The 13,872-nt window shown below is 60.4% G+C and carries 14 protein-coding genes; 5 read left to right on the top strand and 9 right to left on the bottom strand.

The genetic code is table 11. From position 1 onward, the window contains the following. Positions 1 to 64: 64 nt before the first annotated feature. Genes AC07SI_RS12965 through AC07SI_RS12985 form a run of 5 tightly spaced genes read left to right on the top strand, consistent with a single transcriptional unit; the run spans position 65 to position 4,103 of the window. Positions 65 to 1,099, top strand: coding sequence for an ion channel (locus AC07SI_RS12965; protein WP_106802522.1), 1,035 nt, complete (start codon positions 65 to 67; stop codon positions 1,097 to 1,099). Continuing rightward, entirely contained in the window at positions 1,086 to 1,760 is a 675-nt protein-coding gene (locus AC07SI_RS12970) for a DUF2491 family protein (RefSeq protein WP_495005830.1), read from the top strand. Before AC07SI_RS12965 ends, AC07SI_RS12970 begins: the two co-directional genes overlap by 14 nt. Positions 1,761 to 1,775: 15 nt before the next feature. Further along, positions 1,776 to 2,204, top strand: coding sequence for a DUF350 domain-containing protein (locus AC07SI_RS12975; protein WP_065910015.1), 429 nt, complete (start codon positions 1,776 to 1,778; stop codon positions 2,202 to 2,204). A gap of 18 nt (positions 2,205 to 2,222) precedes the next feature. Continuing rightward, positions 2,223 to 2,933, top strand: a complete 711-nt coding sequence (locus AC07SI_RS12980) for a DUF1190 domain-containing protein (protein WP_065910018.1) — start codon at positions 2,223 to 2,225, stop codon at positions 2,931 to 2,933. A gap of 12 nt (positions 2,934 to 2,945) precedes the next feature. After that, complete coding sequence (locus tag AC07SI_RS12985; RefSeq protein ID WP_495005831.1) at positions 2,946 to 4,103, top strand: glutathionylspermidine synthase family protein; 1,158 nt, start codon at positions 2,946 to 2,948, stop codon at positions 4,101 to 4,103. A 299-nt stretch (positions 4,104 to 4,402) separates the two neighbouring features. Here the strand turns inward: AC07SI_RS12985 and AC07SI_RS12990 are convergent, their stop codons facing one another. The 9 genes from AC07SI_RS12990 to exaC form a co-directional block, all read right to left on the bottom strand. Beyond that, positions 4,403 to 5,173 (bottom strand): LexA family transcriptional regulator, encoded by a 771-nt coding sequence (locus AC07SI_RS12990; RefSeq protein WP_213554262.1) that lies wholly within the window; start codon positions 5,171 to 5,173, stop codon positions 4,403 to 4,405. A 213-nt stretch (positions 5,174 to 5,386) separates the two neighbouring features. Then, positions 5,387 to 5,914: an inorganic diphosphatase gene (ppa, locus tag AC07SI_RS12995; RefSeq protein WP_003219382.1), complete on the bottom strand. Its 528-nt coding sequence runs from the start codon at positions 5,912 to 5,914 to the stop codon at positions 5,387 to 5,389. Positions 5,915 to 6,023: 109 nt separating this feature from the next. Further along, positions 6,024 to 6,839, bottom strand: a complete 816-nt coding sequence (locus AC07SI_RS13000) for a M90 family metallopeptidase (protein WP_065910024.1) — start codon at positions 6,837 to 6,839, stop codon at positions 6,024 to 6,026. Between the two features lie 6 nt (positions 6,840 to 6,845). After that, positions 6,846 to 7,502 carry a DedA family protein gene (locus AC07SI_RS13005; RefSeq protein ID WP_065910026.1) on the bottom strand — a complete coding sequence of 219 codons (657 nt, stop codon included), beginning with the start codon at positions 7,500 to 7,502 and terminating at the stop codon, positions 6,846 to 6,848. Positions 7,503 to 7,827: 325 nt separating this feature from the next. After that, on the bottom strand, positions 7,828 to 8,286 hold the full coding sequence (locus AC07SI_RS13010) for a GNAT family N-acetyltransferase (RefSeq protein WP_065910028.1): 459 nt from the start codon (positions 8,284 to 8,286) through the stop codon (positions 7,828 to 7,830). A 92-nt stretch (positions 8,287 to 8,378) separates the two neighbouring features. Beyond that, the gene (gene eutC / locus AC07SI_RS13015; protein ID WP_495005832.1) at positions 8,379 to 9,212 is read right to left on the bottom strand and encodes an ethanolamine ammonia-lyase subunit EutC; all 834 of its coding nucleotides are present in this window, start codon (positions 9,210 to 9,212) and stop codon (positions 8,379 to 8,381) included. Continuing rightward, the gene (locus AC07SI_RS13020) at positions 9,209 to 10,603 is read right to left on the bottom strand and encodes an ethanolamine ammonia-lyase subunit EutB (RefSeq protein ID WP_065910032.1); all 1,395 of its coding nucleotides are present in this window, start codon (positions 10,601 to 10,603) and stop codon (positions 9,209 to 9,211) included. Before AC07SI_RS13020 ends, eutC begins: the two co-directional genes overlap by 4 nt. 64 nt (positions 10,604 to 10,667) lie before the next feature. Next, positions 10,668 to 12,116: an ethanolamine permease gene (gene eat / locus AC07SI_RS13025; RefSeq protein WP_065910034.1), complete on the bottom strand. Its 1,449-nt coding sequence runs from the start codon at positions 12,114 to 12,116 to the stop codon at positions 10,668 to 10,670. A 98-nt stretch (positions 12,117 to 12,214) separates the two neighbouring features. Then, positions 12,215 to 13,735, bottom strand: coding sequence for an acetaldehyde dehydrogenase ExaC (gene exaC, locus AC07SI_RS13030; RefSeq protein WP_065910036.1), 1,521 nt, complete (start codon positions 13,733 to 13,735; stop codon positions 12,215 to 12,217). Positions 13,736 to 13,872 lie beyond the last annotated feature (137 nt).

The following is a 13,872-nucleotide window of genomic DNA, read 5'->3' on the forward strand; positions in this document are numbered from 1 at the left end:
AGCATCCAGATGTCGAGGCGATGACGTCATCAGGAATCAAGTACCCAGGGAGTCAGGGACTGAAATGTCGATTTTTCTTCTGTTGCGCCTGTACGCCTCGTCCCTCTTTCACCGCTTCGGTTGGGCAGGCCTGGTCATTGCCCTGGGCGTCCACCTGAGCACGGCTTACCTGGGCCTGGTGTATCTGGGCGAACAACACCTCACCGCTCCCGCCACATTTGTTTACTTCTATCTCACCACCACGCTGACCGTCGGCTATGGCGATCTTGCGCCGCAGACTTCGGCGGGGCGCGTGTTCGTGGCGACCTGGGTCATGCTCGGCGGTATTGCGCTGCTGACAGCCGCCATCGGCAAAACCACCAGCAGTGTCATCGATGCATGGAGAAAAGGCATGAAGGGCAAAGGCGATTTCACCGGCAAGGTCGGCCATACCGTGCTTATTGGCTGGGAAGGCGCGTCCAGCGAACGGGTCATTGAGTTGTTGCTGCAAGACGAAACCTCGAACGACAACCTGATCGTCATCTGCGACTGCACCCTCGACGAAAACCCGATGCCGGGCAAAGCAGCGTTCATCCGTGGTGACAGCCTGTCCTCCACCGCGCTGTTGCAGCGTGCCGGTGTGCCCGGTGCCGAGCGTGTGCTGGTGCGAACCCCGTCCGACGACCTGACGCTGGCCACCGTGCTGGCGGTGAATCAGTTGAACCCTGTCGGGCATGTGGTCGCGCACTTCAATGAAAGTGAGATTGCCGCACTGGCCAGCTCCTACGCACCCAGCCTGGAATGCACGTCGAGCATGGCCATCGAGATGCTGGTGCGCGCTTCCCAGGATCCGGGCTCGTCGGTGGTCATTAACGAGCTGCTGTGCGTGGGGCAGGGCGCCACCCAATACCTGATGAAATTGCCTTCGACCTTCGAAGCCACCTTCGGCGACCTGTACACGCGGATGAAAGAACATCACAACGCCACCCTCATCGGCTATCGCGCCAAAGGCGCCCAGCAACCGTCGATCAACCCGCCGAGCGCCACGCGCGTTGAAGGCGGCGAACTCTTCTACATTGCCTCCACCCGCCTCAAGGAAATCTCCAATGGGATGGTTTAAACAGTTGATGGGGCTTGAGGCCCCGAACGCGAACCCACAGTCGAACCGGCCCGCCGCCGAAGCCCTGCCGACCACCGGTCCGCTGGGCCTGGCTCCAGGCAAAGGCGTGATGTTCGACGCCACCCTGAAGTTGTTGCTCGACGGGCATACCTCGGTGGTGATCCCTGGCACCCAGGAAATCTGGAGTAACGGCACCGTCGACCTCGGGCAGTCGACCTGGCTGTCGCGCTATTACATGAACGACGAAGATTACTGGCTGCAGGTGCACACCACAGGCGACATCGCCGGGCAGGTCGAGTCCGTCATCCTGTTCAACTACCTCAGTTACGTCACTATCAGCAGCGAAGCCGAACTGCGCCGGCTGGCGGGGCCCCAGAGCCTGATCGGGTTGCCGACCTACACCCACAACGGCGTCGAATACACGCGCGTATGGGGCAGCGAGGAGGGCCAGACCGAGCTGGTGGCAATGAGCGAACTGGTGATAAACCCCGAGAATTCCTACAGCGTCGAACACCGCTCAATGCTATACGCCCGTGACACAGGCCTGACCGATCGACGCGAGTTCCTGCTGTTTTCCGTCGAAGAAGACGCGGAAGGCACCATCAGCCTGAGCACCTCGCTGGGCATTTCGCTGTACACAACCGACTTGAATGCGCTCTAAAAAAGGAAGCAGTCCATGCTAGAAGCTCTCTCCATTTCCCTGAACAAAGCCGCCGTGCTCGGATTTGTCACCTACATCCTCGGTGCGGCCGTCCTGTTCATGCTGTTCCAGTTCATCTACACCCGTGTGACCCCGCACAAGGAGTTCGAGCTGATCCGTGCGGGTAACGTGTCCGCGGCGGTCGCCCTGGGCGGCGCCATTGTCGGTTTCGCCATTCCGGCCAGCAACGTAATTGCCTACTCGATCAGCATCCTCGACTTCGTCGTCTGGGCGGTGATCGCCGCCGTCGTCCAGCTGTTGGCGTTCCTGCTGACCAGCCTGGTGCTCAAAGGCACGTCCGAACGCATCAAGAACGGCGAACTCGCGGCCGGCATCTATGTGGCCGCCGTGGCCATCAGCGTCGGCATGTTGAATGCCGCGTGCATGACGCCTACCCAGAACTGATCGCGCACGGAGCTCCCGATGAAACGAAGCAAGTACGTCCAGCTGTCGCTGGCAGCGTCGGTCGCGATGGCGATATCCGGCTGCGGCCCGACGGAAAAAACCTACGATTTGCAGAAGAAGTACAACTTCCAGTCCGTTCAGCAGTGCGCCGATGAAAAACTTCCGGTGGACGTCTGCTCGGACGCCTACATGACGGCCATGGCCGAGCATCGCCGCATTGCGCCGGTGTACGACAACCAGGCCGATTGTGATGCCGATTTTGTCGCCGACTGGTGCCAGCAGGACTCCACCGGCAAATTCATCCCCAGGCTCGGCGGTTTCGAGCTGACCGCCGAAGGGCAGGTGACGCAATCCCAGGTCGACGCAGCCAATGCCCAAGTGGCCGGTTCCCAGGCGAACAGTGGCGGTTCGGGTTTCTCCACCAGCAGCCTGCTGACCGGGCTGCTGATCGGCAACATGCTGAGCAACAATCGCAACAGCTACCGCTCCGAGCCGGTGTACCGCTATCGCGATGATCGCGGCGACTACGCCTCCTCGACGCTCAATCAGCGCGTCTCGAAGGGCGCCACGTTTGGCCGCTCGAACCAGGCCCGCTACGGCAGCAGCAATTACACCAACACGCTGCGCTCCTCCAGCAAGTCGAGCTCCGTGGCCTCGGCCACCTCCCGTGGCGGCTTCGGCAGCAAGGCCAGCGCGCGCAGCGGCTGGGGCGGCGGGTCGAGCAGTTAAGGAAGACGGGCCATGAAGAAGATCCCTTGCGCAGAGCGCCATGACTGGAAACAGACCGCCGACAGCCTCGGCTTTCTGTTCCATACCATCGACGACGAACCCTACTGGGACGAGACCGCGTACTACCAGTTCACGCTCCAGCAAATCGAGCGCGACCTCGAAGACCCGACCACCGAGATTCATGACATGTGCATGGACCTCGTCGCCCGCGTGGTCCACAGCGAAGAACTGCTCGAACGCCTGAGCATTCCCGCGCCCTTCTACGACATGATCCGCACCTCATGGCTGGAAGGCCACCCGCACCTGTACGGGCGCATGGACTTCTCCTACAACGGCACCGGCCCCGCCAAGTTGCTCGAGCTCAACTACGACACCCCGACCAGCCTCTACGAAGCCGCGGCGTTCCAATGGGGCTGGCTGGAACAATGCATTGAACGCGGCCTGCTGCCCAAACACGCCGACCAGTTCAACAGCATCGACACCAAACTGCACCAGGCTTTCGCCCAACTGCAGGTCAACCAGCCGTTCTACTTCGCCTCGATGAAAGACTCGGTCGAAGACAAAGGCACCACCGACTACCTGCGCCTGGTCGCGGAAAAAGTCGGCATCGAATCACGCCACATCGACATCGAAGACATCGGCCTGACCAGCGATGGCCGCTTCGTCGACCTCGAAGATCGCTGGATTCCCCACCTGTTCAAACTGCACGCCTGGGAGTTCATCTTCCACGAACCCTTCGGTTCGGCGATTGCCCAGAGCGACACGCAGTTTTTTGAGCCGGCCTGGAAATCGATTATTTCCAACAAAGGCATCCTGCCGCTGTTGTGGGAATTCAACAAAGGCCACCCGAATTTGCTCGCGGCCCATCTGGATACAGAGCCAGGTAAAGCTGTGCCGAAGGGCTGGGTGCGTAAGCCGTTCTTCTCGCGGGAAGGAGCGAACATCGAGTTGCAGACGGCTGATGGCCTGATTGTGAAAGAGGACGGCCCCTACACGGATGCGCCGTTTATCCTCCAGGAGTTCGCACCGCTGCCACGGTTTGGGGACAGCTATACGCTGATTGGGTCCTGGGTGATTGGGGATCAAGCCGCCGGCATCGGCGTGCGGGAAGACAACAGTTTGATTACCAAGGATTCGAGTCGGTTCTTGCCGCATTTGATATTGGATTGAGGCTGGAGCTTGAAGAGCCAGCAGGGCTGATCGGTTTCATTTGCAGGACGTTTCCGAGAATCCCAACCGCATTGCGCCAGCGGGAGTGCAGGCATTAAAAAGCCGGCTTGTGGCCGGCTTCTCGGGGACTGCCTCAGCTTGTTTTTGACAAACCTCACCAGCCTTCAAATCGCTCAGCCAACATCGCGTCTGGCTGAATAGTAGGGGCATCCGCGGGAACTCCTCCGCTTCGCCAGGCAAGGTGGATAGCGCAAAGCCACCCCCTGCCAAATGTGCGGCGCATGATACCCACATTCACTTCAAATGCCCACCTCCGGATCCGATTTAGAGCCTTCCCAGCCCAGCAGGTGTTCGTCCAGCGGTACCGGTCGGCGGTTGTTCAGGGTGGACCACCAGAACACCCAGCCCACGATGGTGAAGTTCTGCTCGAACCGCTGTTCGTGTGTCAGGTATTCGTCCGGGTGTTCGCTGGCGTTGTGGCTGCGCATGCGCAAGCCACCCCCGGGTCGGTTGTAGAGGTATTTGATGCGCAGCATTCCGTCGTGTTCGACCGCGTAGATTTCGCCATCGATGATTTGGGTGCGGCCTTTGTCGATGGCGAGGGTGGCGCCTTGCTGGATGATGTCGATCATGCTGTTGTCGACCATGTAGGCGCCCAGCGCGCGGTCGGCGTTGACGTTGAGGGCTTGCAGGGTCTGCAGTGAGATACGGATGCATTCGGTGGAGGTGAATGAAGCGTGGAGGGCGATCTCCACGTCGATTTTTTCCGGGCGGCAGGCGGGGCCTGTGAGGTATTTTCCGGTTTCTTCGCGGGCAGGGAGTCCTTTCCTGGCGTCCGGGCCTTCCAGCAGGAAGTTGGCCGGTGGGTGTTTGGGGCCTTCGCCGGTGCGTAGCCAACGGCTGGAGATGCACAGCAGTTCTGCGATCTCGTTGAGTCGGCCCATGGGTACACCGCGTTTGAACCAGTTGTTCACGTGTTGAGGCGTGACACCACGGTTCTTGGCGAAGTCGGAGGCGGAAAGATGAACTTCCCGCAGTAGCGCTTTTAAGCGGTCACCTGATGTATTCATAAACGCAAGTTTACTGGTCGGAAAAACAGATCAAATAAACTATGCGTTGACTGGCGTACGTAGGTTTTTACTTAGTTGTAGTCTGATACTTCCGATGGTTAATTAACTTAAACAGCGTTTATAAAGTGTTCAACTTTGAGTTTAATTTTTCCCACAAAAAAAGCCCCGGATAATCGGGGCTTTTTCAATTGCCGAGGCAATGAGGAGTCGGTATCAGCCTTTGTAGGCAGCGACCGACTTCAGGATCTCGGCGCGGGCGGCGTCTGCGTTGCCCCAACCGTCGATCTTCACCCATTTGCCTTTTTCGAGGTCTTTGTAGTTCTCGAAGAAGTGTTTGATCTGCTCCAGCAACAGCGGCGGCAGGTCGGTGTATTCCTTCACGTCCACATACAGCTGGGACAGCTTGTCGTGGGGTACTGCGATAACTTTGGCATCGCCGCCGCCATCGTCGGTCATGTTCAGGATACCGACTGGACGGGCGCGGATAACCGAACCTGGGGTCACTGGGTAAGGGGTGACCACCAGCACGTCGAGGGGGTCACCGTCGTCGGCCAGGGTGTTAGGGATAAAACCGTAGTTGGCCGGGTAGAACATCGGGGTGGCCATGAAACGGTCAACGAACAGGCAGTCGCTGTCTTTGTCGATTTCGTATTTGATCGGCGCGTGGTTGGCCGGAATCTCGATGGCGACGTAGATGTCGTTCGGCAGGTCTTTGCCAGCCGGAATCTTGCTGTAGCTCATTGGGCGTTGCCCCCGTTAATTGGCCAAGAAACTTGGCCGGATTGGCCTAAAAGTGGCGGCGATTATAGGCATATTCCGCCGCCGATGCCATGCGCCAGACGTCGTACGGTTATTCGTCCTGCGGCTGATAGCGTGGGTCGCTGGCTTGCAGTTGAACGAGGCGGGCCAGCGGATCCTGGCGGTAAAAGCGGCTGAGTTGGGCGTACACCTGTGGATAACTGTTGACCAGTAAATCCGGGGCGCTGAAGAAATATTCGCTGGTGACGGCAAAGAATTCCGCCGGGTTCTCGGCGGCATAGGGGTCGATCTCGGTCTCGACGTCCGGGTTGGCGTCCAGTTGACGGTTGAGGTCATCAAAGGCGCTCTGCATCACGCTGGCCCATTCCTGCACGCGCATGTCGTGATGCAGCGGCGGCAGGCCATTGGCGTCGCCGTTGAGCATGTCGAGCTTGTGCGCCAGCTCGTGGATCACCAGGTTGTAGCCTTCCCACTGACCGCTGGCCAGCACGCCGGGCCAGGCGAGGATGACCGGGCCTTGCTGCCAGGCTTCGCCGCTGTGTTCGCCGTCCCACTCGTGTTCGATGCCACTGCTGTCGCGATGGCGCTGGGGGCTGACGAAGTCGTCGGGGTACAGCACGATCTCATGGAAGCCCTGATACCAGTCGAGATCGCCGAGGTTCATCAGCGGCAGTTGCGCCTGGGCGGCGAGCAGCAGGCGTTGTTCCTGGTGCAGCTCGACGCCGGGCAGGGCGGTCAGGTGTTTTTCGGCGAGGAACACCACGCAGGCTTCGCGCAGCCATTGGTCCTGCTCGGCGCTGAGGCCGTCGAGGAAGGTCAGGTGGTGGCGCACCCGCTGCCAGGTGTCATCGGCAATCGGGTGCTTGGCCAGCAGGCGCCGGCGGCGCCAGGCGCTGAGGGACCACATTGCCGGTCAGTGCGGCTTGGCTTCGGAGGACGCGCGGCCAAAACGGCTGCGGAATACACCAATGATCATCGGCACGAGCGACAGCAGAATGATGAACACCACCAGCAGCGACAGGTTTTTCTTGATGAACGGCACGTTGCCGAAGAAGTAGCCCAGGGTCACCAGGCCGCCGACCCAGAGGATGGTGCCCAGTACGCTGAAACCGAAGAAACGTGCGTAAGGCATCTTGGCGATGCCGGCGACGAACGGTGCGAAGGTGCGCAGGATCGGCAGGAAGCGCGCCAGCGTCACGGTCTTGCCGCCATGGCGATCATAGAAGTCGTGGGTTTTCTGCAGGTAGTCGCGGCGGAAGATTTTCGAGTTCGGGTTGTTGAACAAGCGTTCGCCGACCGTTCGCCCAATCACGTAATTGGTGCTGTCGCCGAGAATCGCTGCGAGCATCAGCAGGCCGCCCAGCAATACCGGGTCCATGCCGCCGCCTGCCGCCACGGCACCCGCGATAAACAGCAACGAATCACCCGGCAGGAATGGCATGACCACCAGGCCGGTTTCGCAAAAAATCACCAGAAACAGAATGGCGTAGATCCACGGACCGTAATTGGTTACCAGCAGGTCGAGGTAGACGTCGAGATGCAGGATAAGGTCAAGCGGGTTGAAATCCATGGATGGCACCTGTGTGAATGGCCCGACTCAGCAGGCCTGTGCGGAAGCTCGGGTAAGTAAGGCTACAAGTGTATGCCGCATTTCTTACAACCCTGAAAGGTCCGCATTATACGGATTGAGCTGTGAAAAGCCTGTTGGTTTTGTAGCGGGGGATGTCGCACAGAGGCTGGGTTACGGTCTGAATGTTATCGAATGTCCGATTGTCGCCGCTGGCCTTTGTGGGAGCTGGCTTGCCTGCGATGCAGGCACCTCGGTGTTTCAGTGAGACCGAGGTGATGCCATCGCCGGCAAGCCCGCTCCTACAGGGGATTTGTGGGGTTTGGGGTCAATCTTCGCTGATCGGCAATGTGTAGTTCTTGAACTCGGTGTCCTCGCGAAACCCGATCGACTCGTAGGTCTTCTGCGCCACTTCGTTGTCACTGCTGGTCGACACCCGCAACCGCACGGCCTGCGTTTCCTTGGCCATTTTCTTCGCGGTGCGCATCAAGTTGTCCGCCACCAGTTGGCGACGAGCGTCCTCGGCGACGTAGATGTCATTCAGGATCCATACGCGCTTGAGCGACAGTGACGAAAAGCTCGGATACAGTTGGCAAAACCCAAGCAACTTCTTGTCGTCATCATCGGCGAGGGCCAGGTAAATCACTGACTCTTTGCGGCGCAGGCGTTTTTCGAGGAAGGCGCGCGAGGAATCCGGGAAGGGCAGGGCCCCATAAAACTCGCGGTATTTGACGAACAACGGGGTCAACAGGTCCAGGTGTTCCAGGGTCGCTTGAGTGATCCGCATGCCAGGCCTCAACTTCCAAATGGGGTATGACCACACACGCGGCCGTAACTCGATGCTGCCTAAAGGCGTGAAAAAGCGCAATCGTGCCGGTATCAGTCCGTGGGCGGGCTGAGTAGGAAATTGCCTTTCATCAGGTCAGGGTCATTGGATTCAATGGTCTGAACCTGCGCCTCATCCTTCAGATTGACCCCCGACAGCTGCCGGCGACACGCTTCTCGCATCAAGTACAGCAGGCGATGGGCCGCCATGCCATAACTCAACCCTTCCAGGCGCACATTGGAGATGCAGTTGCGATAGGCATCAGTGAGACCGACCTTGGGGTTGTAGGTGAAGTACAGGCCCAGGCTGTCCGGCGAACTGAGCCCAGGCCGCTCGCCGATCAGGATCACCACCATCTTCGCACCGAGCAGTTGCCCGATCTCATCCGCCACCGCCACGCGGCCCTGTTCCACCAGAATCACCGGTGACAGTGACCACCCTTCGGCGTGGGTCTGTTCCTCCATACGTGTAAGAAACGGCAGGGTATGTTTATGCACCGCCAGTGCCGACAGGCCGTCGGCTACCACGATTGCCAAGTCGACCCCGCCGGGGTTGGCCGATGCATGATCGCGCAGTAATTGGGCCGACTCGTCACTCAAGCGCCGACCCAGGTCCGGGCGTTGCAGGTACGTATGGCGGTCAACGGCGGCGCTGTGCAGCAACAGGCTGTGACGTCCGCGCTCGGCCAGCTGGCTGCTGAGGCCGCCATGGTCGAAGGGCAGGTGCACCGCGTCCCGCGCCTGGGCGTGGGCAAACTGGAAGTCCAGTTGTGCGCCGGTGGGAATGCTCGTGCCAGTGCGGCCGAGGGCAATGCGCGCCGGCGTCAGGCGGCGCAGTTCGAGCCAGGGGTTGTCAGGCAGGTCGAGTTGCACGGGCGGCTCCTTCATCCCAGTTGCGCCAGGGCGTGGCGAAACGCCGGTGGCAGGCTGTTGCCGAAATGCACCTTGCCGTCGGCTTGCGTGAAGATGCCCATTTTCGCCAGCCACTGCTCAAACTCCGGCGCCGGTTTTAAACCCAATGTTTGCCGGGCATAGAGGGCGTCGTGGAAGGAGGTGGTCTGGTAGTTGAGCATGATGTCGTCGGAGCCGGGGATGCCCATGATGAAGTTGATCCCGGCCACGCCCAGCAGGGTCAGCAGGGTGTCCATGTCATCCTGGTCGGCTTCGGCATGGTTGGTGTAGCAGATGTCGCAGCCCATCGGCACGCCGAGCAGCTTGCCGCAGAAGTGATCTTCAAGGCCGGCGCGGATGATCTGCTTGCCGTTGTACAGGTACTCCGGGCCGATAAATCCTACGACCGTATTCACCAAAAATGGCTTGAAATGCCGGGCCACGGCGTAGGCACGCGTCTCGCAGGTTTGCTGGTCGACGCCAAAATGCGCGTTGGCCGACAAGGCGCTGCCCTGGCCGGTTTCGAAATACATCAGGTTCTGCCCGAGGGTGCCGCGATTCAGGCTCAAGCCGGCGTCGTAACCTTCCTGCAGCACGCTCAGGCTGATACCGAAACTGGCGTTGGCCGCTTCGGTGCCGGCAATCGATTGGAACACCAGATCCAGCGGCACGCCGCGGTTGATGGCTTCGATGGAAGTGGTGACGTGAGTCAGCACGCAAGCCTGGGTCGGGATTTCGTAGCGCTGGATGATCGCGTCGAGCATTTCGAGCATGGCGCAGATCGAGGCGATGCTGTCGGTGGCCGGGTTGATGCCGATCATGGCGTCGCCGTTGCCGTAGAGCAGGCCGTCGAGGATGCTCGCGGCAATGCCGGCCGGTTCATCCGTGGGATGGTTGGGCTGCAGCCGCGTCGACAGGCGTCCGCGCAGACCCATGGTGCCGCGAAACTGGGTGACCACGCGGATCTTCTGCGCCACCAGCACCAGGTCCTGCACGCGCATGATTTTGGAGACGGCAGCGGCCATTTCCGGGGTCAGCCCCGGCGCCAGGGCGCGTAGGCTTTGTTCATCGGCGGCGTCGCTGAGCAGCCAGTCGCGCAGGCCGCCGACGGTCAGGTGGCTGACCGCGGCAAACGCCGGTTTATCGTGGGTGTCGATGATCAGCCGGGTGACTTCGTCGCTTTCATAGGGGATCAGCACCTCTTCGAGGAAGTGCTTCAGCGGGATATTCGCCAGCGCCATTTGCGCCGCGACACGTTCGCCGTCGTTCTGCGCGGCGACGCCGGCGAGAAAGTCCCCGGAACGCGCGGGGCTGGCCTTGGCCATCACGTCCTTGAGGCTGTCGAAGCGGTAGGTCTGTGCACCCACCGCGTGGGAAAAGCTTGCCATACAGTGTCTCCTGGATGACGCGGGCCCGATGTGAGGATCGAACCCGTGTCGAGGTTTACGGCTATCAGTGCAAGGCGGCCTCTGCGGCCTGGATCGCCGCGAATTCCTCTTCGGGCGTGCCTGCTACCAAGTGATGCCGGCTGTAGAAAGCAAAGTAAGCAATTAATACTCCATAGATGATCGCCGCGCCAATCACCACCCGCGGATCCACCAGAAAGCCCGCCACGACGGCCACACAGGCCAGCACCAGGGCAATGCCGGAGGTGAAGATGCCGCCGGGCGTGCGGTACGGACGGTCCATTTTGGGGCGACGGATGCGCAAGGTGATGTGCGCGGCCATCATCAGCACGTAGGAAATGGTCGCGCCGAACACCGCCACCAGGATCAGCAAGTCGCCCTGGCCAGTCAGCGACAGGCCGAAACCGATGATGCCGGGGATCACCAGCGCCAGAACGGGGGCCTTGCTCTTGTTGGTCTGCGACAGCTTGCGCGGCAGGTAGCCGGCGCGAGACAAGGCGAAGATCTGCCGTGAATAGGCGTAGATAATCGAGAAAAAGCTGGCGATCAGCCCAGCCAGGCCGACCAGGTTGACGAAGCTGCCCATCCAGGTCGAACCGCCGTACGACAGCGCCAGCGCCTCGACCAGCGGGTTGCCGGATTTGACCAGCGCATAGGTGCCGGCGCCGCCCGGGGCTATCACCAGGATCAACAAGGCAAAACTGGTCAGCACCACAATGGCGCCAATCAGGCCGCGGGGCAGGTCGCGCTTGGGGTTCTTGGTTTCTTCGGCGGCCAGTGGCACGCCTTCCACCGCGAGGAAAAACCAGATGGCATAAGGAATTGCGGCCCACACGCCGACGTAGCCGAACGGCAGGAAGGTGCTGGCACCCTTGGCCTCGGTGACCGGGATGTCCAGCAGGTTGGCGACATTGAAGTGCGGCACCATCGACACCAGAAACACGCCGAGGGCGATCGCGGCGATGGCGGTAATCACAAACATCAACTTCAAGGCTTCGCCGACACCAAAAATGTGGATGCCGATAAAGATGATGTAGAACGCCAGGTAAATCATCCAGCCGCCGATGCCGAACAGCGACTCGCAATAAGCGCCGATAAACACCGCGATGGCGGCGGGGGCAATCGCGTATTCAATGAGGATGGCGGTGCCCGTGAGGAACCCGCCCCAGGGGCCGAAGGCGCTGCGCGCAAAGCCGTAGCCGCCGCCGGCGGTAGGAATCATGGACGACAATTCGGCCAGGGAAAAACACATGCACAAGTACATGGTGGCCATCAGCAATGTGGCGAGAAACATGCCGCCCCAGCCACCCTGGGCCAGGCCGAAGTTCCAGCCGGCGTAATCGCCGGAGATTACATAGGCAACGCCAAGGCCGACCAGCAGGACCCAGCCGGCAGCGCCTTTTTTAAGTTCGCGTTGTTGGAAGTATTGGGAGTCGACTTTTTCGAAGTCGACGGAAGACCCGGACGCCGGAGCGCTATTCGGTTCGCTAGGCATGATGGAATCCCTTTCTTATTGTTTTTTCCCGGCTTACTTAAGTAAGCCGAATGAGTAGCAAGGTCTTGTGAAGATCAAGTGTGGGAGCGGGTTGTCGGTTAGAAGAAGCCCAGTGGATTGATGTCGTAGCTCACCAGCAGGTTTTTGGTCTGCTGATAGTGGTCGAGCATCATCTTGTGGGTCTCACGGCCCACACCGGATTTCTTGTAGCCGCCGAACGCGGCATGCGCCGGGTACAGGTGATAGCAGTTGGTCCACACGCGGCCGGCCTTGATCGCGCGGCCCATGCGGTAGGCGCGGTTGATGTCGCGGGTCCACACGCCGGCGCCCAGGCCGAACTCGGTGTCGTTGGCGATGGCCAGGGCTTCGGCTTCGTCCTTGAAGGTGGTGATGCTCACCACCGGGCCAAAGATTTCTTCCTGGAACACGCGCATTTCGTTGGTGCCCTTGAGCAGGGTCGGCTGGATGTAATACCCGCCGGCCATGTCGCCGGTGAGCTGCTCGACCTTGCCGCCGGTCAGCAGTTGCGCGCCTTCGCCCTTGGCGATTTCCAGGTAGGAAAGGATCTTGTCGAACTGCTGCTCGGACGCCTGGGCGCCGACCATGGTGTCGGTGTCCAGCGGATCGCCACGCTTGATCTGCTCGATCTTTTTCATCACCACTTTCATGAAGTCGTCGTAGATCGACTCTTCCACCAGGGCGCGCGAGGGGCAGGTGCACACTTCGCCTTGGTTGAAGAACGCCAGCACCAAGCCTTCAGCGGCTTTTTCGATAAAAGTCGGCTCGGCTTTCATGATGTCCGCAAAGAAGATGTTCGGCGACTTGCCGCCCAGCTCAACGGTGGACGGAATGATGTTCTCCGCCGCCGCATGCATGATGTGCGAACCCACGGGGGTGGAGCCGGTGAAGGCGATCTTGGCGATGCGCTTGCTGGTGGCCAGGGCCTCGCCAGCTTCTTTGCCGAAGCCGTGCACCACGTTCAGTACGCCCGGTGGCAGCAGGTCGCCGATGACTTCGAGCAACACGTTGATGCCCAGCGGGGTTTGCTCGGCAGGCTTGAGCACCACGCAGTTACCGGCGGCCAGGGCCGGGGCGAGTTTCCACGCGGCCATCAGCAGCGGGAAGTTCCACGGGATGATCTGGCCGACCACGCCGAGTGGCTCGTGGAAGTGGTAGGACGCGGTGTGTTCGTTGATTTCGGCGCTGGTGCCTTCCTGGGCGCGGATGCAGCCGGCGAAGTAGCGGAAGTGGTCGGCGGCCAGCGGGATGTCGGCGTTGAGGGTTTCACGCACGGCCTTGCCGTTGTCCCAGGTTTCGGTGATGGCCAGCAGTTCGAGGTTCTGTTCGATGCGGTCGGCGATTTTCAGCAGCACCAGCGAGCGGTCCTGGGCCGAGGTCTTGCCCCAGGCGTCGGCGGCGGCGTGGGCGGCGTCGAGTGCCTTGTCGATGTCTTTGGCAGTGGAGCGCGGGAATTCGGCGATGGGCTTGCCGTTGACCGGCGAGGTGTTGGTGAAATAGTTGCCATCGACCGGCGCAACGAATTCGCCACCAATGTAGTTGCCGTACTTGGCCTTGAACGAAACGATCGCGCCTTCGGTACCGGGGTGTGCGTAACGCATGGTGGATTCTCCTGGCTTTTATGTTTATTGGAGTACAGCGCGCAAAAGCGCTTGATTAAGCGTAGAGCAAAGGTTGGGCCAGTGCTTTGTGGGCCAGGTAAATCAAGGGCTTGGGGTTTGTTGCAAGGCGTTGCTGT

Source organism: Pseudomonas sp. GW821-FHT05D12, from assembly GCF_059419825.1.